We start from the raw sequence: 21341 nt of genomic DNA, 5'->3' as shown, positions 1-21341 counted from the left end.
GGTATTTGGGGATTGGTATTTGGGGATTGGTATTTGGGGATTGGTATTTGGGGATTGGTATTTGGGGATTGGTATTTGGGGATTGGTATTTGGGGATTGGTATTTGGGGATTGGTATTTGGGGATTGGTATTTGGGGATTGGGCGAAGCATTCGCGTTGAAAATTAGGCATGAAACCGATAAATCTAGGCGCGAATGCTTCGCCCCTACAACCCTACAACCCTTTTTCGTCATTCTCAGGTTGATAAACCCGATCGGGTGTATGATCGGAATTAATTTCAATTACTAAATTCACCCAATCCGGATTGTGAATTAATGGCGTAATAAATAACTCTGGATGCAGCGCTTTCCAAAAATACTTGACAAATTCATTGATTTGTGAATCACTCATCCCTGATTTCCCCGTCGCGATCATTTCCGCCTCCGCCTGACGCCGCCACTGCAAACTCAGGCGATAATCAATGGGATAAAGTACGATTAAACGGTCTAAACGTTCCCACAAGGGTAAATACGCTTTAAGTCGTTCATTCATATCCCGTGCAAAAGCGCGATCGCTCTCTGTTTCAATGGGTGCTGGAGTAGCCCCCGCAAACACAGTCGCCGCAACGGGACGCACACCGACAAACCACCCTTCAAATAACACAATATCCGCATTTTGTACAGGTTCAAAATCTGTGCGATCGCCTGCACCTTCCCAAGCAGATTTATCAAAGCGGGGGACTAGAATAGAATCTGAGGAATTGTGCGATCGCAACTCGTCTAATACCTGCACCCCCAACTCCACATCATGAGTTCCCGGCGGACCGCGCCAAATCAGACGCGGATCTTTCTCTCGCAGGCGCTGTCGTTCTTGATAGGTTTTATAAAGGTCATCAATGGAAAGGCTAAGGGTACGATATCCTAACTGGGCTAAAATTAACTTCAACACAACCGCCAATGTGGTTTTTCCCGTTCCCTGTCCACCTAATATTCCCTGAATTAGTGGACGCCCTACCTGTTGTCTAGATTCCGCCAATTGTATTGCCAAAGGAAGCCATAAGCGCCACAGAGATAGGATAATATTAGTTTGAATAGACTCAAAATTTTCGCTATTATCCTGAATTTTATGAGCAAACGAGGGCAAAGCAAGAACATCAGTATAGACAGATAAAAAAAGACGCGATCGCGCCTGTAGTTTTTCCTCCACGTTATCTGACGTAATTCCAAACGCTTTAGCCCGTTCCGGCTGTGCTAATTCCGCTGTTAATAATTTTTGCCAAGCCGATGAATTTGGTGGTTTTCCTGATATCCATTGGTTAAGAATGTCACCGAAAGAGGGAGACGAGGAAACGGGATGAATCATAAGTCTTAGGGTAGGGACGGGTTTAGCCACAATTACAATTGTATGGGCGGGTTTAGGAACTTAATTGGCTTGTCACCGATAGCCTATCAATAAAACCCGCCCTCCCTTATCCCTTAGTCGGGGCGGGTTTAGTTGCATCTGGGTGAGGTCAAAAACGATAATAGTCAAACCCGCCCCTACGCAGAATTAAAAATTATATCTGACCTTATGACCTGACGAATGACATAAACGAATGACATTACGAACCCAGTTTAAACGCTTCCAAAAACATGCTATAAACCAAACCAATTTTCAGAGCATTCACAGTTTCAATGAACCATGAAAATCTAGAAGCTCTGCTCACAGAAGGCAAACGCTGACGATTTCTGCCATAAACAATCCGGCTCACCGTTTCCGTGAAAATAATTAAAATCCCAGCCGCAATGACATCCCAGTCAGCGGTTTGACCGGCTGTCGTTGAGAGGGCACTTCCGAGGAAAATGCCCAACAGCAAACCTAGCAAGATTATGGACAGGCGTCGCCAGGGATTGGCAAACCACTGGGCTAACCTTGCCAAGATCACATCGACGATAGTATTAAGACGAGTATTTTGCATCGATCAACCAGAAATCAACCACACACTGACCATAACCACTTAGCCTTTAAGAGAAAAATAACACGGTTTTGGTCAAGCTTGTTTCAATGAGAGTAGGGGCTAGCAATTCGTTTTGTTAGCACCCCCTACAGACGTAGTGGTGCAGAGTCAATCCCTTCAAAACGAATGAAAAGACTAAACCATAAGCTTTATCCAGTATTTATCATCGTACTCCTTTTAGGTGTTGCCGGACTGGGACTAGGATTATTTGAGTTCAAGGTTTGGATAGAACCCCAATCCTCAGATACAGCATCATTACCCTCTGTGATCAAATCACCAGAGGTTCCTGAGATGGAAACGGCTCAACCCCTCTCCCCAACACTATCACCACTCTCATCAAAGTTACCTCCCGCAGAGGCTTCACCCTCTCCACCCCTTGATCCCGTTGCTCTAGCGGCGCAAAAAGGAGGGTTGCGAGTCAGCAATTCTACAGAACATCCGGTGCGGGTGGCGCTGTTAGAACGCCAAACCGGTTCAAAGGCTTACGCCAAACCCGCCCACTGGGATTTTTCCCCTATGGAAGGAGGAAGCCAAGGGCTGATTCTTTCACTTCCACAAGATGATCTGATTTTGGAAAAGGGAGATATTATTGTGGCATTTGCCCAAGATGGCTCTCGTTTGTATTGGGGACCTTATGTAATTGGGGAAACGCCTGTACCCCGGTGGAATCAAAAGACGGGCGAATGGGAGTTAGTCTTACAACCGTATTAGGTTTTGTACCAGACGTTGCATGCAACGTCTCTACACTGTTGGATCAGGAACTTGATGGGGTTGTCCGAGTCAAGGAAGGGGGACATTATGAGCGCGGCTCCAGCTAGATTAAGTTTGGGGCGGTGACGGTTAATGTTGGCTTTTCGTGACAAACTGGTTGAAGTTGAATGAAGGATAGGGTCGCTAAAACGGTGACAAAGTGGTGGAATGTTTGGGAAAAGCATCCAACTCGTTTGTGGATGTTCTCGGTTTTAGGGTTAAGTGCGATTTGCTGGGTGGCTTTTTTATGGCACTTAGGTAGTACGGGTTTGGTTGATGAAACTGAACCGTTATTCGCGGAAGCCGCCCGCCAGATGACGGTTACAGGAGACTGGATTACACCGTATTTTAACGGGGAGACTCGTTTTGATAAACCGCCTTTAGTCTACTGGTTAATGGCGATTGGCTATAAGCTCATTGGTGTGAATGAATGGGCGGTTCGACTTCCCTCAGCAATGAGTGCGATCGCGCTAACAGTTTTGGGCTTTTATACGCTACGCTATTTTGGCATTTCCCGTCCTAGTACCCTGATTCATGACAATTCCTCTGAATTAGAAGACGCCCCAAAACTCCCTAATCCAGAACGTCAACGCTGGTTATCTGCTGGAATCGGGGCTGCGCTGATTGCCTTTAATCCCATAACCTTAGTTTGGGCGCGAACTGGGGTTTCGGATATGCTACTCTCTGGCTGTATGGGAACGGCTCTGTTGTCGTTCTTTATCGCCTATGTCCAAGGGGAGACAAGAAGACAGGGAGATGGGGAACAAAATAGCCGATACCGTGGAAATGCAAAAGGTGATCCCCAACCCATTTTAGGTTTTGCATCCGGTTGGTATTTAGCGTTTTATATATTAATTGCCTTAGCTATCCTTGCCAAAGGACCGGTGGGAATTGTCCTCCCTGGATTAATTATTGGTGCATTTCTGGTGTATCTGGGGAATTTTTGGCAGGTGGTGCGGGAAATGCGCCTGTTTTGGGGATTGGGCGTTATTGGGGTTCTAGCAATTCCCTGGTATGTGTTAGTTACCTTGGCGAATGGCGAAGACTATATCAACAAGTTTTTTGGCTATCACAACATTGAACGCTTTGTCGGTGTGGTTAATCACCACTGGGCGCCTTGGTATTTCTATTTTCTGGTTGTGTTAGTCGGCTTTGCCCCTTGGTCCTGTTATTTACCCCTCGCGATCGCACGGTTGCGGTTTTGGCAGGTTCAACAATGGCGTTGTTCCCCTCGCGCGAGTCAGTTGGGTTTATTTGCTCTGTGTTGGTTTGCGGGTGTGTTTGGCTTTTTTACTATCGCTGTAACTAAACTCCCCAGCTATGTCTTACCCTTAATGCCCGCAGCAGCAATTTTGGTGGCATTATTGGCAAGTGATTTACTCACCTATCAAAACCCTCAGCCTCGGTTGGGGTTACGGTTGAGTGGTGGGTTTAATGTGATCCTCCTCCTCGTACTCGCGGGGGCAATTTTATACAGCCCGAACATAGTGGGCTATGATCCAGCCGCGCTGAACTTATCGGAAACCCTGCAAGCGTCAGGATTACCTTTACGGGGAGGTATTGTTTGGGGAATGGCTGCGGTAGCGACGGCGATCGCATTATGGCAACGTCGGGGATGGCGTTGGTTAGGAATGATTAATTTGGTGGCGTTTGTAGCGTTTATTATCCTTGTGGTTTCACCGGCTGCATTTCTATTGGATCAACAACGTCAGCTTCCCCTACGAGAATTATCTGCGATCGCGGCTGAGGTGAACCAACCGTCAGAAGAGTTACTGATGATGGGGTTTGAAAAGCCCAGTGTCGTTTTTTATGCCCAGCGATCGGTTAATTATTTTGACGAAGAACATAAACTGATTGCCTACATTGAGAAAATTGCCAAAACCAAACCTAATCCTCCCTCGACCCTGATTTTAATTGAATCTAAGCGATTCAATAAACTCCAGGAAAACTGGCTAAAACCCAATGAATATACCATCATTGATAACGAAGGTGCCTATCATCTGATTCGAGTTGCCAAACAACTCGTTGCCCAAAAGCCTCAGCCTTCAGGGGAACGGTAATTCTGACTTTTCACGGTATGTGGTGCCTCTGTAGGGGCGGGTTTCACGACTATCTTTTTGGTTGCACAAGAGATGTAACTCGCGCCCGCCCCGACTCAGGTTTCTATACAAACATTGGTTAAGTGACTTTTTTTATATTAATTTATCATAGCCACCCTAAAATAACCATACATTTAAACTATTGAAAGAATAGTAATTACTGATGAAATAGTTGCTAAATGTCATCCATAATAGTAATATAAAGAGATCCTTTTAGCTGCCACCACAAGACCGAAAATTATTGGTTAAAACTGGAGAGGGAAGGATAACAGGTCAAGACACAATCAGTTGTGCCTACAGCGAAAAAAGTTGGTTAGCCGTTTCGTCTAAATATAGTTAGCCCGGACAACAGCACAGGTAGGAGCGTGTCGGCGTCGATCAGGATTGCACCAAATATCTAAGCTAACCCGATAAGTGGAGTTACTCTACCCTGCGGGAATTTAGAGAAATTCTCCATCCAGTCAACGTGTTCGCGGGAGTCCCCACCCTCAGCGCTAGCAGGGTGGGGAGGGATAGCGGGATGCCGGAAGAATGGAGGCATCCATCTCCCCTTTTATGCTACACATAAGCCGTTATTCCTCCTAATTAACTTGACTTTACTGGGGGCAAATTGCCCAATTCGTTTCCATGTGTAGTCACAAACGGAAATATTTTTAGTCTTTTTGGTATCGGTGAACCCACCAACGTAGCCAATGTAGACTTTTCCGGCTTTTTCTGCTCTTACCAAATCACCAATCCTCACTTCCATTGGGGTAATTGTCCCACCTTTGCGCTTCCTTATCCCTGACTTATCCGGGACTTCAAAGTGTAATTGACGGCGGAAAAAGCCGTACTCTTTTCCCCGTTTCACTGCACCAGGACGGGTGATAATTTTGAATGGGGAAGGGGTGATGTTGACGCTGCCTCTGTGGGTGTAACCGCGAGAATTAAAGCCAGTAAATTGAACATATTTAACAAAATATCCGCAAGCCAATGTCACCCCATCAACCGCGTGGGTCTCCGGTTTGGCTATGGACTTGTTAGCCTTATCCTTCTCTAATCCTAGTTGGGTTCGGAGCTGGGATGTACCGTTCCCATCCTTTTGCCAGCCGTGCCGGACATAGACAGGGGCGATTTTTTCCATCTGAGATATCGCCCAATTTTGACCAGTCATCACCGGGGAGAATCCCTTACCCGACTTGGCGTGTTTGCGTTGGGAAAAGTCTATGTCGGCTCTAACTCGTTCATACCCAATCGCTTTTACCGGAAATATCGCCGCCAACTCTTTGACTACTCTTAACTCCAATTGCCGTGAAGCTTTAATTGATGGAGGTAGTTTGCACTGTTTACGGTTATCAAAGCGGCACTGCCGATGGTTACGTTGCTTGAACGGAACATCCCGGTTAATCCGTCTAGAACGGCGAGACCTTCGCAGCATGGCGCGAGTTTCCATTCGTTTTTTGACCCGCCCAAACGGAAGGATAAGGTGTAGTTGTAGTAAGGTGTTTTTGGTTGATTGAACGCCAATACCAGAGTAGGACTTACCCGGATCGACTCCAACAGTAATTGGTTGTACTTCTTCTGCCGATGGCGGTGAAGTCAGTTGAACATAGTAGACCCCTAAGTCTGACCACTTCCCCACCGCCTTACCTTCTTTGACCCACCGTCTAGCCCTGGATGGCTTGGTAGGCATCAGTGGTTTTCCTTCTTCGCTAACTACTGGAACACGATTCATAGAGATAATCCATTCGTGTAAATGTTTACGTCTCTTAAGGCATTGATAAGGGTGTGTCCTGGACTTACCCAGTGTTCAGAGATTCCTGAACCTACATCTAATCCAAGCTAGAGAAGCGCTCTTGTTGTGGTTATCCCCTACCAACTCATGCCCTATTCATGACTTCGGAGCAGGTTCCCTCTGCCAATCCGCGTCTTCACGAAGTAAGGCGCGGTTCATGAACCTATATCTTGCGTCGTCGCCACGGTATCCAAGAACGTCACCCGTTTAAGTTTCGCCGCAAAGATAGCTCAGAGTTATGGGCAATTGTTTCTGCCACGCCTATTTTAGACGCTCAGGGTGAGTTTGTCGGTGTGTTGAGGATGATTACCGACATTAGTGATACCCATCAGGAATCCGCGCAACGCCAACAGGCGGAAAATGCATTGCGAGAGAGTGAACGGCGATTCCGGGCTATTTTTGATGCAATGTTTCAATTTATTGGTTTGCTTAAACCCGATGGTACAGTTTTAGAAGCCAATCAAACCGCATTAAATTTTGGCGGATTGCAGCGCGAAGATGTGGCGGGGCGTCCATTCTGGCAAACCCGATGGTGGAGTCATTCTTCCCAAATCCAGGAACAATTAAAAGATGCGATCGCGGCGGCGGCGGCGGGTGAATTTGTGCGGTATGAAGTGGAGGTTGTCGGCGCTGACGAACGGGTAATTACGATTGATTTTTCCCTCAAACCTGTGAAAGATGAGACCGGACAAGTTGTGCTACTAATTCCAGAAGGTCGTGATATTAGTAAGCAAAAGAAAACCCGAGAAGCTTTGCGCCAGTCGGAAAGCCGATTGAAATTCAAAAACCAAAAGCTCAAGCAAGTCTTACGCCAACTCAAACAAACTCAAGCCCAACTGATTCAACATGAAAAAATGATCAGTTTGGGTCAGATGATAGCTGGTATAGCCCATGAAATTAATAATCCGATCAGCTTTATCTATGGCAATATTACTTATGCCCGTGACTATGCTTTTAACCTGTTCCATTTAATCGAACTCTATGCTAAACACTATCCAGAACCCATACCAGAAATCCAAGATGAGATTGAGGCAATTGATCTGCATTTTTTAAGATCAGACTTTCCCAAACTCCTCAAGTCTATGCAAGAGGGAGCAGAACGCATCCGTGAAATTATATTATCTTTGCGTAACTTCTCACGTTTAGATGAAGCAGATCAAAAGGTCGTCAATATTCATGAAGGGATAAATAGCACCTTACTTATTTTGCAACATCGATTAAAAAAGACTGTCTTTTCTTCAGAAATACAAGTGATCAAAGAGTATAGTAAACTTCCCCTGATTCAATGTTATCCAAGTCAGCTAAATCAGGTGTTTATGAACTTACTCAATAATGCAATTGATGCCTTAGAACAGAAGACAAAACATTATGATAATTTAGAATTTACCAAAACCATCACAATCCGTACCAGTGTTAGAACTCACGATAATCATCTCAATTCTTCTCAGGTAATCATTCGCATTGCCGACAATGGTATTGGTATCCCCAAAGCCTTACACAAACACATCTTTGACCCTTTCTTTACCACTAAGCCTGTGGGCGTCGGTACGGGTTTGGGCTTATCGATTTCCCATTCAATTATTGTTAAAAAACACGGCGGACAGCTACGTTATATTTCCGAACCGGGTCAAGGAACAGAATTTATCATTGAGCTACCTATACACCCGCCTCTAAATTAAGTTTTGACACTTTCATACCCTTGCACCGCTATCAGGGAAAATGTATCATTGCTCCCCCTGCTCCCCCGCCTTATTTCATCAATCCAATAAATCGGGTTCCTGTTTAATAATCATCTCATTGAAGCAACCATAAATAGCAACTAGAAATATATTTTATAAATTATAACAGTTTTAACCCAAAGCAATTTAACTATTCAAAACTCACGGATATCTCAACAGCATCCTGTTCCGTTAAGCCGAAATATTGAGCGCGAATAGTTTTTCCTGATTCTACAGGCATTAACGGTGTTATTGTTCCTAAGGATAATAAATCGCCTTTTTTCAGTCGCTTACCCCCAGATTTCAGGTCATCCCGCAACCATAAAACGATATTTAAGGGATGCTCTAATAATACATTGCTTTTACCTGTGGCTAATTCTTTCCCGGTTTCATCCACTATCACCAATTTAATATTACCTAACCGTTCTTGCCATTCTGGAGTAGCCGTCAGGGGAATCGGTTCACCCACAATCCCCAAACGCGCACCCACATTAATCGCGATTAAGTCAGCGGCGTCTAATTTTACCCCCGATTCATAGATTAAATCCGGCAATTCAATAAACGGAATCACCGCATCTAAGGCGGCTAAAACCTCCTGGGGAGTCGTCGCTTCATTAATCGCCTCACTCCCCACTCTCACGATTAAATCCCCTTCAAACAGTGGACGTGTGCCAAAATTAGCGGGTACGATTGACCCACTGGGTAGGAGCATTTGTGCTAAGAGAATCCCGCGTAAGGGATGAGAGACATTAAACTGTTTCTGCGCGGTTGTACTCGTGAGTCCTGCCTTGTAACCAATACTTTGTCCTAAAATAGGAGTGAGTCTTTCTATAAAGCGATCGCGTAATTGTTCGGCTTCAGTTACAGTTAAGTTGGGTGACGCCTTTTCTAGGGGGATGCGGTTGAGGTAATGGGTGACTAATTCCTCCAGAAATCGGGAATCCGGCGTTATCACCCCGCCAGCACAAGACAGTTCATCCTTGGTTTGACAAGAGGTGCGTTTCGGTCTTTCTGTCCCTTGAACAGCACCGAGCCCAAAAATTTGACCCCCTAACAAAATTGTGAGAATAGCAGATTGCCAATAGTGTTTAATCATTGGTCATTCGTCCTTTGTTTGTTCCCTTATCTTCCTAAGGTTTCACGGGAGGGGCGGGCGCGAGTTACATCTGGGTGTAACCGAAAAGATAATAGTGAAACCCGCCCCTACACTATTTGCCTATGGGGATTGGGCGAAGCTTATGCGTTGGTACGTTGGTATAAAACCGATAAATCTGGGCGCAACCGAAAAGATAATAGTGAAACCCGCCCCTACACTATTTGCCTATGGGGATTGGGCGAAGCTTATGCGTTGGTACGTTGGTATAAAACCGAGAAATCTGGGCGCATAAGCTTCGCCCCTACGGCATTTTTCATTTTTCAATCTTCTGGTAATCTGATTTCCTCTAACACTTCTAACCCTGCCAAAAACTGCCGATCATTGCTAATATGAGGAAACTTCAACTGAGAATCAGGAACGCCGCGTTCTAACTGACGCTGACGCACGATGGCAAAGCTACCCGGTGCTAATATCCGTAGGCGGGGCGCTGGGATATAATTATCAGGTCGCTTTACCCCATAAGACATATTGGCGTCTTGCAGTTGGCGGTCAAAACTGGCAAGAAAAGCTTGGGGATTTTCCAGATGTTGACCGGGCGCTAACTCAATATTGACTAAATAGTGAGTGGTGGTAATACTCTCCGATAGCGTCAGAAAAAAGTCTTCTAAAGGTACGTCAAAGTCCTGTTGTAAGGCTTGCATCACCTGAGTTGCATGGTGTTCTGTCGTCTTCTCTGTTGTCGCCGACATCGTTCCGCCGCGACGATAGCGGAAGACAATTAAGGGCGTTTTATTGTAAAATCCAATAACTTCCACCACATCGCCAATATCGTAGCGATAAAACCCACTATAATTTGTAGTTAAAAGGCGATAATGTTCCCCAAGTTTAACCTCAGTCGCCAGTAGAGTTTTCGGATGTTCGGCGTCCCATTGATCTTCGGGGACAAATTCAAAGAAACCGCTTTCAATCGCCAAGACACTCCCATCGGTGTCTACATCAGGATAGATACTAAATGTGGCTTCTGCGGAGGAATAAACCGCCCCAAATACAGGCGTATCCCCAAAATAATCGCCAAAGCGGTGAAAGTAAAAATCCGATGTACCGCCGCGTGCGGTGGCGACAAAGGATAAATCTGACCAAACCCGTTTCGGGGTTAGGCGTCCCTCGTGGTTTAAAATGTCTCGTAGTTCCTGCGCCCGTTGGGGACAAGCAGACCATTGATGCTCTAGTTGTAACCGAATCCCTGATTCTAAGTCCAGCCAGCCAGCAATTGTCCCTTTTTCTAAATCCCGAATTAAATCTTCGGCGTAAGTTTCCAAATAACTTGCCGTTCGCAGCAGGAGCATGGGAAAATTAGCAATGATCCCCCGCATGGTGCGATCGCGTAGAGCAAAGAGTAAACAAACATAGTGGCGGACTAGGCTATCCCCCGGTTGTAGGGTTTCAAAGGGATGGGCAAACAGTTGTTGGTACAGAAACTTTCCCATCCGCAGTACGCCAACACTAGCATAACCATAACCAATCCCTTCTGGGGTTTGTCCCAGGGGTTGCACAGAGTTGGTAATCAAGAGTTTACCAAACTTACGGTTGCGAACTCTCAGCGCATCGTCTAAAAAACCCATACTGGTTAGATTAGCCCCGCGCAAGGAATTCTGAAACTGCTTAGTTACTGGAATCAGCTTCTTTGAACCCGTGGAACCACTGGTGAGATTGATATAAACAACGGGATCAGGGGTTAAGATATTCGACTCACCCTGGAAAATACGTTCCGTGTAGGGTTCATAACTACTATAGGGCAAAACCGGGACGCGATCGCGAAATTGGTCAATGGTTCTAATCTCCCTCAACCCCCATTTCCGCCCTAGTTCCGTGTTCTGATACTTTTGCAACAGGGTGAGCAGAAACCGTTCCTGTACCGCCTCCGTCTGATGCGTCTTATTCACGAAATTGGCTTTAACCCGTCGGGTTAGCGCGGTTAACAGGGGCAGTACATAATTTGACATAACATCCTCACACCAGTTACATTTGAGCGGACATTGGGCATTTCTCGCCTGCCAAATCCGTTTTTGGCAGTTTTGCCGATATTTTCCGGCATTTTATGGTATTTTTCATACCGAACCCTTGCCCATAGTCATGTCCTTGTTTGCCAATGACCGATCACAAATTCCATCATTTTTGTCATTGCTTACATAAATTGTCAAGTTTTTTCAACATCCTCTCAGTCATCTTTCCCTCCCCTACTCTTTAATTTCAGTGAAACTGTTGATTGGGATGAAGTTGAACCCTTGCCAAGATGGGGTTTCTTTAGTTTTTGTTCCCGATTCCCGGTTTAACCTTCCCGACATAGGCTAGAGGTTTCAGTGGCTTACCTAACCATTGACAATCTATTCTGGCGGAGTTTGATATGCCAATGAACCTTTCAATTTCTTCTATACCGCTTGTCGATATATCCACACTCACACCCGAACAGTTTAGCCAACGCTATCAACAAACGGGTACACCTGTCGTCATTACCGGATTGCTGGAGAATGAACCGGACTGGACTTTGGAGTATCTTTGTGCAAAGATTGGCGATCGTAAGGTTATGGTTCGGAATTATGAGCGGGCTAAGTATAAGACCGGACAGTCTAAACGTTCTCCTGTAGGCAGCAGCGTTGGGTTGGAAACAATGGGATTCTCGAAATATGCCGAACTTTTACGCTGTGGTAATGTTCAAGAGAATGACCTTTATCTAGGAAAAATCCCCCTAAAAAATACAACCCTGACGAATACATCGGGCTGGAAAACCTTGGGCAAAAAACTGGGGTTTACTCATCCTGTCACTGATTTTAAGATGTATATGGGTTCAGGCATCCATCGCTCTGGATTGCATTACGATATTATGGACAATACCCTCATCCAAGTTCATGGGGTCAAAAAAATCGTCTTATTTCCTCCCTCTCAAACCTACAATCTTTATCCCTTTCCCATTCTCGCTCATTTACGCCATGGGATGAAATTGCGGTGCTGTTTTAGTCAGGTGTCCTTAGAGCAGCCAAATTTTGCTGCTTTTCCCAAACTAAAGCAAGCCTTAGAACATAAACAAGAGGTTATTCTAGAACGAGGAGACACGCTTTATTTGCCTGCCGGATGGTGGCATGATGTCAGCGGAATTGATGATACCATAATGTGTTCAGTTAATCGATTCTGGCGCATTTATCCCACCAGACGCGCTTTGCTGAATTGGCAGAAATGGCGTTCTATCCTGGGGGTTTTCTGTGCTATTCCTTATATAGGAGGCAATTTAATCACGGCTTTATTTCAGCCTGATCCCCAATCAACGATTCGCCAAATCTTGTACAGAATTTAATAGCTAAAATGGTGGCATAGATTTTACGATTAAATCGGGCGCACGGGGTGTGCATTGGTGTCAACTTAAGTCACAACCCTTACCCATTCTCGTTTCCAGCCGCTTGTCAAAGGAGGCGGAGCCTCAACAGAGGCATTCCCAGGCAGAGCCTGGGAACGAGAGTGTGCCTGGAAGCCTGCTCACTAACTGATTTGGCTTAAGTTGACACGCGGGTTTCACAATTAACACTGAGTGACACCTAACAAATGCCTCTAAACCCGCCCAGATTAGTTGGAATGGTAGGGGCGGCTTTCACGATTAACATTGATTGACACCTAACAAATGTCTATAAACCCGCCCAGATTAATTGGAATGGTAGGGGCGGGTTTCACGATTAACACTGAGTGACACCTAACAAATGTCTATAAACCCGCCCAGATTACCTGTTTGGATAATTCACAACGGTGATTTGCCATGCCTTCCTGTTCCAGACGTAGCCTGCTACGTCTGGAACAGTTATGTAGGAAAATAATCATGCAATAAAAGAATTAATTTTATGCGGTCAGTGCATATTTAATCAAATTTTGTAATTAAATATACGAAACATATCAGGCAAGGGTGTGATTGTTGTACCTGAGAGCGGGGAACCGTAAACAAATTACTTCGGTTAATTGAGAGCGATGGAAAAGGGTACAAGTCTATCCTTGAGCGATGATTGCCTTAGCCATTGACGCATTCAGTGGATGAGAAAATTGCTCGATTAAATTAGACCCCCATTCTGGAATTTTTACACATAGGTAAGTAACTGATGCTGCAAGAATTATGGTCATTTCGCGGTCGATACCGCATCTTACATTTAACTTGGTTTGCCTTCTTTCTATCATTTGTCGTTTGGTTCAATTTTGCTCCACTAGCGACAGCCGTACAAGAAGAGTTAGGTTTAAGTGCGGCACAAATTCGCACCTTGGCGATTTGTAACGTGGCGCTGACTGTACCGGCTCGGATTATTATCGGCATGTTACTCGACCGTTTTGGTCCACGGTTAACCTACTCCGTACTGCTGATTTATGCAGCAATTCCTTGTATCGCCTTCTCCCTAGCTCAAAACTTTAGCCAATTAGTGATCAGCCGTTTAGCGCTGAGTATTGTGGGCGCAGGCTTTGTGATTGGTATCCGCATGGTGGCGGAATGGTTCCCCCCCAAAGAAATTGGCTTGGCTGAAGGGATTTATGGGGGATGGGGTAACTTTGGTTCCGCCGCATCCGCCTTTACCCTACCCACAATCGCGGCGTTATTGACGATTGGCGCTGGGGGTGGAATGGTCAACTGGCGACTCGCGATCGCACTTACAGGTATTATTGCAGCAATCTATGGCATCATCTACTACAGAAGCGTTCAAGATACCCCTCCTGGTAAAGTTTATCAGAAACCCAAGCGTCACGGTGGCTTAGAAGTAACCACAAAGCGGGACTTTGGATTCTTGATGCTGATGAATGTTCCTCTGGTGGGGATTCTGGCTGTCTTGGCTTGGCGCTTGAGTCAAGTGGGTTTCTTAGATCGAACGGGATTAATTATTACCTGGTTAGCGCTGTTGGGTTTATATCTGTTCCAAGCTTACAAATGCTGGGATGTGAATAAAGAGCTAATGACGGGTAAAAAACGGTATTCTGCTGAGGATCGGTATAACTTCTCTCAAGTCGCTCTTCTGGAAATGACTTACGTGGTTAACTTCGGTTCAGAATTAGCGGTTGTCTCCATGCTTCCCGCCTTTTTTGAAGGAACATTTGGGTTAAGTAGGCAATTAGCGGGAATGATTGCAGCTAGCTATGCGTTTATGAACCTAGTTTCACGCCCCGGTGGCGGATTAATTTCAGATACTTTAGGAAGCCGTAAATGGACGATGACGGTGTTGACAGGGTGCATGGGAATTGGCTATCTGATGATGAGTACCGTAAATGGGAGTTGGTGGCTACCCTTGGCTGTAATTCTCACTATGGGGTGTTCCTTCTTTGTCCAAGCCGGTGAAGGGTCTACCTTTGCCATGGTACCGTTAATCAAGCGCCGAGTCACGGGTCAGATTGCGGGTAATGTTGGGGCTTATGGTAATGTTGGTGCTGTGGCTTATCTGACTCTATTCAGTTTGCTCCCCGAAGGCGATATCGGTAACCGAGTTTTCTTCCAAACCTTAGGAGTTACTGCATTAGTTGTTACCTTCCTCTGTTGGTTCTTCCTCAGAGAACCTAAAGGATCTTTTGCGACGCATCATGAAGGTGAAGAAACCGAAATGGCACTCGAAAGTCTGCCGGTTCTGGCGGATGAACAACACCATTGATGGTTAATTATTAATTGTTAAATCTGTAGAGACGTAGCCTGCTACGTCTCTTATCGGCAATTGGGATTAGTTTGCTTGTATTGGAGTTTCAATCCCGGTAACGGGATTCACACCATTCTGTAAAATTAGCATTTCTCCAATGTATTTCTTTCATATCCCCTTAATTTTTGTTGCTGTTTATACCAAAAGCCCTGATTAATTTCTTTAACCTGAACCCAAAGATAGTCAAAAAGATATGACTTCTAAATTTTAATTCCCTGTTCCCTGTTCCCTGTTCCCTGAAAAAATCTATGACTAACTCCACAAAAACACTTTGTCCCTATTGCGGTGTGGGCTGTGGTTTAGAGGTAACACCACCCGCACAACTCGGTCAAGCCACCCATCGCGATAGTGAAGGAACACCAATATGGCGAGTGCGGGGCGATCGCGATCATCCCTCAAGCCAGGGAAAGGTTTGTGTCAAGGGAGCAACGGTGAGTGAATCCTTGGATAAAAACCGTCTGAAATATCCGATGATGCGAGACTCCCTAGATCAGCCATTTCGACAAGTCAGTTGGGATGAAGCCCTAGAGCGCATCGTCTTGCAACTGCAAACTGTCCGCTTTACCCAAGGACCTGAAGCCATCTGCATGTATGGTTCTGGTCAATTTCAAACCGAAGACTATTATATCGCCCAAAAATTACTCAAAGGCTGTCTCGGTACAAACAATTTTGACGCCAATTCTCGCCTCTGCATGTCCTCCGCCGTATCGGGTTATATCCAAAGTCTCGGCTCAGATGGGCCCCCCTGCTGCTATGAGGATTTGGAACAAACCGATTGTGCCTTTTTAATCGGTACAAATACAGCCGAATGTCACCCAATCGTATTTAATCGCCTGCACAAGCATTGTAAAAAGAACCGTAAGGTGAAAATGATTGTGGTTGACCCTCGGCGTACTCCCACCGCAGAAGCCGCCGATTTACATTTAGCGATTCGCCCGGGTACGGATATTGATCTGCTGAATGGAATTGCCTACTTACTCATGCGTTGGGGTAAAATTAATACCCTATTTATTGATGAATGTACCAGAGATTTTCCCCTCTACGCCGATATCATTCGCCACTATCCCCCCGAACTTGTCGCGCGTAAATGTGGGATTCGGTTAGATGAACTGGAGACGGCGGCTCGATATTGGGGTGATTCCCAACGGGTGCTATCTCTGTGGTCAATGGGGATGAACCAATCCTCGGAAGGAACCGCCAAAGTCCGCACGTTGATTAATTTACACCTGATGACCGGAACCATTGGTAGACCGGGATCGGGACCGTTTTCCCTCACCGGACAACCCAATGCGATGGGGGGACGGGAAGCTGGGGGACTGGCACATATTCTCCCCGGTTATCGCTTGGTAAAAAATCCCCAGCATCGGGCAGAATTGGAACAATTGTGGGGACTCAAGCCGGGACAAATTTCCCCAGAACCGGGTTTAACGGCTTGGGAGATGATCCTGGGGTTAGAGACGGGGGCGGTAGGGTTCCTCTGGATTGCGGCGACGAATCCGGCGGTGAGTATGCCCGATTTAGAACGCACGAAAGCGGCGTTGAATCAGTCACCGTTTACGGTGTATCAGGATGCCTATTATCCTACAGAAACAGCAGCCTATGCTCATGTCATCCTTCCCGCCGCCCAGTGGAGTGAAAAAACGGGAACGATGACGAATTCTGAACGGGTGGTAACCTTATGTCCTCAATTCCGCAACCGAGTTGGCGAATCTAGAGCCGATTGGGAAATCTTTGCCGAAGTCGGGCGGCGTCTAGGGTTTACGGAACACTTTGACTTTGCGGATTCGGCGGCGGTGCATCGGGAGTTCGTGCAACTCACCCAGGGGCGGGTTTGCGATATGACGGGTATTAGCTATGAGCGGTTAAAGGAGGGTCCGATTCAGTGGCCCCATCCAGAGGAAAACCCGGATGTAGGGGCGGGTTTTACTGATAACGTTTTGCCCACAACCCCTAACGTGACTGAACCCGCCCTGACCCCTTCAAAACGATTGTATACCGATTGGCGCTTCCCCACCGCCGATGGACGGGCAAAGTTTGCCGCGTATCACTCACGGGGATTGGCAGAACCCCCTGATCCGAATTATCCTTTAGTCTTGACAACGGGACGCCTTTATGGTCACTGGCACACTCAAACTCGGACGGGTCATATTCCCAAGATTCGGCAAATGCATCCACAACCGTTTTTGGAAATCCATCCCCGTGATGCCCAGAAACTAGGGATTGAAGAGGGGAATTGGGTAGAGGTGCGATCGCGTCGCGGCAAAAGTCGTTTTCCGGCGAAAGTTACTGTTGCGATCGCGCCAGGGACACTATTTGTCCCCATGCATTGGGGGGCGCTGTGGGCAGCGAATTCAGAAGCAAACACCTTGACACACCCAGAGTCTTGTCCGGATTCTGGACAACCGGAGTTAAAAGCTTGTGCGGTGCAGTTGAGTTTAGTTCCAGAATCCTCAGAGGTGTTATGGGAACAAGCGGTTGAGCAACAGTCGATTTTGGGCAAATAAACCCGATTTGATTGTCCACCTGGAAACCGTAGGGGCGCATGGCGTGCGCCCGATTCAATGGTAAAATGTATTCCACCATTTTAGCTGTGTCACGCCGCCATCGTGGGAGGTTGGAGATGCGATCGCGCTGGATATCATGTCCTAGATTCACTCAAATTAACGGGAATTTCGATAATAAATTCTGAGCCTTTGCCTAAGCCAGAAATACAGCTAATTTTACCCTGGTGTTTGTCTACGATAATCTGATGACTTACCGCTAAGCCTAAACCGGTGCCACTCCCGACAGGTTTGGTGGTGAAAAAAGGGTCAAAAATATGCTGACGCACGTTCTCACTCATGCCAATTCCGTTATCGCGAATCCGAATAATAATGGATTGGGGATTGGGGATTGGGGATTGGGTGAAGCATTCGCATTGGGATGTGGGCAGAAAACCGGGATGTCTGGGCGTGAATACTGACGCTCCTTTTGTCTCTACCGCTTCACTAACGCCCCTAGGAATACATGATCCTTCGCTTTTTTCAAGGGCATGGGTTTGGCTTATCTGTTCTGCTTTTGTATTATTAGAGACTTCAGTCGTGATTGTAATAAACCGAGGTTCGGATTGGCAGTCTAAGGCTTCAATCGCATTATCAAAGATATTGATAAAGACTTGATTTAACTGACTGGCATAACAGGTAACCTGGGGAAGTTGACTATAGTGTTTAATCACTTGAATTTCCGAGCGATTGCCTTGAGCCCGGAGTCGGGGCTGTAACATGAAGAGGGTGTTATCTATACCTTCATGGATATCAACGGGTTTTAACTGAGCTTCATCCAACTTAGAGAAGGTTTTGAGCGATCGCACAATTTTCTCGATGCGTTCAACGCCTATTTGCATGGAGTTGATCAGCTTATACCAATCCCCGACGAGAAACTCTAAATCGAGGTCCTCACTCAGTTGCTGAATCTCGGCGGTGGGGTGAGGATAGGTTTGCTGATACAGGTGTAGGAGTTTTAATACATCTTGGAAATAAGCGTGGGCATAGGTAATATTGCCATGGATAAAATTGGCGGGGTTATTGATTTCATGTGCCACACCTGCAACCATGCGCCCTAAACTGGACATTTTCTCGGTTTGGATGAGTTGAGCTTGGGTGCGTTTCAATTCTTTCAGGGTTTCTTCTAGCGCCTTAGCTTTTTCCCGTTCCCGGGTTTCCGATGCTTGTAATGCTAGTTCTATTTGTTTGCGATCGCTAATATCCCGGTGAGTACCCGTCATCCGCATCGGTAAACCGTTTTGAGCATCAGCGACGACTTTCCCATAATTGGAAATCCATTTATACACCCCGGATTTAGTCAACAGTCGATAGTCCAATTTGTAGGGAATGGAGTGATCTTTTAAATGCGCCTGCAATAGTTCCATCACCCCAGGTTGATCATCGGGATGGATCAGTTTTTGCCAAGTATTGACATGTCCTGAGAGTTCATCATACTCATAGCCGAGCATATCAAACCAGTGACGGGAGAAATACACATCTCCGGTATTAATATTCCAATCCCATAACCCATCTCCTGAAGCGTCTAAGGCGAGTTGTAAGCGTTCTTCACTTTCGCGTAAGGCGGCTTGCGATCGCGTCCGTTCGATGGCAATCTTGGCAAGGTAGAGGGTTTGGTTAATTAAGGCTTGATCGAGGTTAGTTGCGGCTTGCGGGTAGTCATAATACCCGGCAAAGGTGCCTAATATGTTGCCATCACGGGATAAAATCGGTACAGACCAACAGGCTCTGAGTCCATGAGATAAGGCTAAGTCTTTATAATTTGCCCATAACGGATCAGTAGCAATATCGGTGACAATAACCGTTTCTTGGCGATAAGCCGCCGTACCACAGGAACCTACGCCCTCACCAATTTCCACACCATCGATCGCTTGGTTGTATTCCTGAGGTAAACTAGGAGCAGCACCTAAGCGCAGTTTACCTTGTTCATCGACTAAGAGAAAAGAACAGCGCATTTGCTCAGACTGTTCCTCAACAAACCGAGCTAAGGCTGCCAAAATATCCGGGAGTGACGCATCTGAAGCGATGCACTGCAAGATATAATTTTGTTGTGCCAGCAACATCTCCGCTTCTTTGCGATCGCTAATATCAATCGCAGCACCCAGGGTTTGTCGCGTTGTCCCGTCTGCATCCTGTTTAAACACCATCTCTTGGGCAAATAGCCAACGCCATTCCCCATTTTTGTGGCGCATCCGGTATTCTAACTCAAAGACTTCACCCACTTGGGCATATTTAATCCGGTTTTGATGATCCGTGAGGATAGCCAAATCATCGGGATGCATCAGCATTAAGAGAACCTGGTTCCCCATTTCCTGGATTTGGGCGGGGGTGTAGCCTAAAGTAGTAGAGATTTCCCGGTTAGCATAGACATTGCGCTGCTTTATCCAATCATGAACATAAATAATATTGGGATTAGCATCATTAATCGCCTGTAGCCAGCGCTGAGACTCTTGCAAAGCTTGAGCCAGTTGCTGGCGTTCAATTCCTACCGCGATTTCATTCGCAACCGAGGCGAGGGTATCCAGGGTGTTTGGGGATAAAGGATGACGGGAAAACATCCCCATTACCCCCACAAGTTCATCTTCAACAATTAGGGGATAACCAGCAAAGGATACAATACCTTCCCGTTGCGCCCATTCTGGATCACTGAGTTCGGGATCACGAAGGATATCATTGGTAAAATGGGGTTGGCGTTGACTGGCGATGCGACCAATTTTCGACTCACCCAGGGGGATTCTAGCATGAGTGCCATTAAGATGGGTGTATAGTCCCGCCGAGGCTTGTAATTCCAGGATATTTTCAGTTGGGTGGAGCGTCCAAATTCGGGCAAAGGCGACATCGAGATGTTGAACAAAAGCCTGAGTACAGCGAAACAGCATCGTGGATAAATCACTTTCCTGACTCAAGGCAAATCCGATATCTGAACGCAAGGCTAAGCGCCGCGCATGTTCCGTCAACTGTGCTTGTGCAAGTTGGCGATGGCGAATTTCTTGGTGCAACTGGGCGTTTTGTTCCTGGAGTTGCTGGGTTAATAATTTGAGATGCAGGTGAATTTTGACCCGCGCTAATACCTCATCGAGTTGAATCGGTTTACTAATATAGTCTACTGCCCCTAAGGATAATCCTTTGACTTTTGCGTCAGTATTCGACGTATCCACCGCCGCTGTCATAAAAATGACGGGGATATCCTGCGTCTTCTCCCATGCTTTGAGATGACGACAGGTTTCAAAGCCATCCATTTCCGGCATCATCACATCGAGTAAGATCAAATCGGGATCAAGTTTCTCTAAGAGTTTGAGCCCTTGCACACCACTTTTAGCTATCCGCACCTCAAAGCCAGCGTCTCTCAAAAAGTCCGAAACCAGTTTCAGATTTTCGGGCGTATCGTCGATGACGAGAATTTGTGGCTCTCTAGAGCAATTCCCCATCTCTCCACAGACGTTCGTCAACTCGTTGAGGGAATCTGGATTTAACTGAGATTTTTGATAAAGTGACATTTTATATTAGTTTCCCTTGCCCAGCACTGCTATTCTATTCGCTTCGCCCAACTATCGGGAAGATAGGGAAGTGTGAATTTACTCAAAATTTATTTAACTTTCCCAGCATCTATTCGACTATCCTTATGTCCCAATCGACAGCCCGGTTCCAGACTTCTATGTCTTGCTGCTTGTCTATCAGAAAGCCATA

Annotated in this window: 12 protein-coding genes; 6 read left to right on the top strand and 6 right to left on the bottom strand. The window is 46.2% G+C overall.

Annotated features, from left to right (window positions below; translation table 11 throughout):
- Positions 1–213: 213 nt before the first annotated feature.
- Together RID09_RS18330 and RID09_RS18325 are read right to left on the bottom strand one after the other, a co-directional pair.
- On the bottom strand, positions 214–1341 hold the full coding sequence (locus tag RID09_RS18330) for a glycerate kinase (protein ID WP_446337359.1): 1128 nt from the start codon (positions 1339–1341) through the stop codon (positions 214–216).
- A gap of 238 nt (positions 1342–1579) precedes the next feature.
- Positions 1580–1936 carry a DUF565 domain-containing protein gene (locus RID09_RS18325; protein WP_446337358.1) on the bottom strand — a complete coding sequence of 119 codons (357 nt, stop codon included), beginning with the start codon at positions 1934–1936 and terminating at the stop codon, positions 1580–1582.
- A gap of 165 nt (positions 1937–2101) precedes the next feature.
- Here RID09_RS18325 and RID09_RS18320 point away from each other — a divergent pair, with 165 nt between their 5' ends.
- A complete protein-coding gene (locus RID09_RS18320; protein WP_446337357.1) occupies positions 2102–2686 on the top strand; it encodes a hypothetical protein in 585 nt (194 codons plus the stop codon).
- 167 nt (positions 2687–2853) lie between these two features.
- Entirely contained in the window at positions 2854–4785 is a 1932-nt protein-coding gene (locus tag RID09_RS18315) for an ArnT family glycosyltransferase (protein WP_446337356.1), read from the top strand.
- A 592-nt stretch (positions 4786–5377) separates the two neighbouring features.
- Here the strand turns inward: RID09_RS18315 and RID09_RS18310 are convergent.
- Positions 5378–6538, bottom strand: a complete 1161-nt coding sequence (locus RID09_RS18310) for an RRXRR domain-containing protein (RefSeq protein ID WP_446337355.1) — start codon at positions 6536–6538, stop codon at positions 5378–5380.
- Between the two features lie 230 nt (positions 6539–6768).
- Here RID09_RS18310 and RID09_RS18305 point away from each other — a divergent pair, with 230 nt between their 5' ends.
- Positions 6769–8277, top strand: a complete 1509-nt coding sequence (locus tag RID09_RS18305) for a PAS domain-containing sensor histidine kinase (protein ID WP_446337354.1) — start codon at positions 6769–6771, stop codon at positions 8275–8277.
- A 190-nt stretch (positions 8278–8467) separates the two neighbouring features.
- Here RID09_RS18305 and RID09_RS18300 read toward each other — a convergent pair whose 3' ends face one another.
- Together RID09_RS18300 and RID09_RS18295 are read right to left on the bottom strand one after the other, a co-directional pair.
- A complete protein-coding gene (locus RID09_RS18300) occupies positions 8468–9412 on the bottom strand; it encodes a 2-keto-4-pentenoate hydratase (RefSeq protein ID WP_446337353.1) in 945 nt (314 codons plus the stop codon).
- A 320-nt stretch (positions 9413–9732) separates the two neighbouring features.
- Entirely contained in the window at positions 9733–11415 is a 1683-nt protein-coding gene (locus RID09_RS18295; protein WP_446337352.1) for a GH3 auxin-responsive promoter family protein, read from the bottom strand.
- Between the two features lie 407 nt (positions 11416–11822).
- On the opposite strand from RID09_RS18295, the gene RID09_RS18290 reads away from it, so the two are divergent.
- The 3 genes from RID09_RS18290 (at position 11823) to RID09_RS18280 (ending at position 17618) form a co-directional block, all read left to right on the top strand.
- Positions 11823–12761 (top strand): cupin-like domain-containing protein, encoded by a 939-nt coding sequence (locus RID09_RS18290; RefSeq protein ID WP_446337351.1) that lies wholly within the window; start codon positions 11823–11825, stop codon positions 12759–12761.
- A 787-nt stretch (positions 12762–13548) separates the two neighbouring features.
- Positions 13549–15072 (top strand): MFS transporter, encoded by a 1524-nt coding sequence (locus RID09_RS18285; RefSeq protein ID WP_446337350.1) that lies wholly within the window; start codon positions 13549–13551, stop codon positions 15070–15072.
- Positions 15073–15362: 290 nt separating this feature from the next.
- On the top strand, positions 15363–17618 hold the full coding sequence (locus RID09_RS18280) for a molybdopterin oxidoreductase family protein (RefSeq protein WP_446337349.1): 2256 nt from the start codon (positions 15363–15365) through the stop codon (positions 17616–17618).
- A 134-nt stretch (positions 17619–17752) separates the two neighbouring features.
- Here RID09_RS18280 and RID09_RS18275 read toward each other — a convergent pair whose 3' ends face one another.
- On the bottom strand, positions 17753–21151 hold the full coding sequence (locus RID09_RS18275; RefSeq protein ID WP_446337348.1) for a PAS domain-containing protein: 3399 nt from the start codon (positions 21149–21151) through the stop codon (positions 17753–17755).
- Positions 21152–21341: the final 190 nt, after the last annotated feature.

The sequence above is a fragment of the Coleofasciculus sp. G1-WW12-02 genome (assembly GCF_040219735.1).
Lineage (GTDB): Bacteria > Cyanobacteriota > Cyanobacteriia > Cyanobacteriales > Coleofasciculaceae > Coleofasciculus.
The sequence above is the reverse complement of the archived record's forward strand: the minus strand, read 5'-3'. Positions and strand labels throughout refer to the sequence as shown.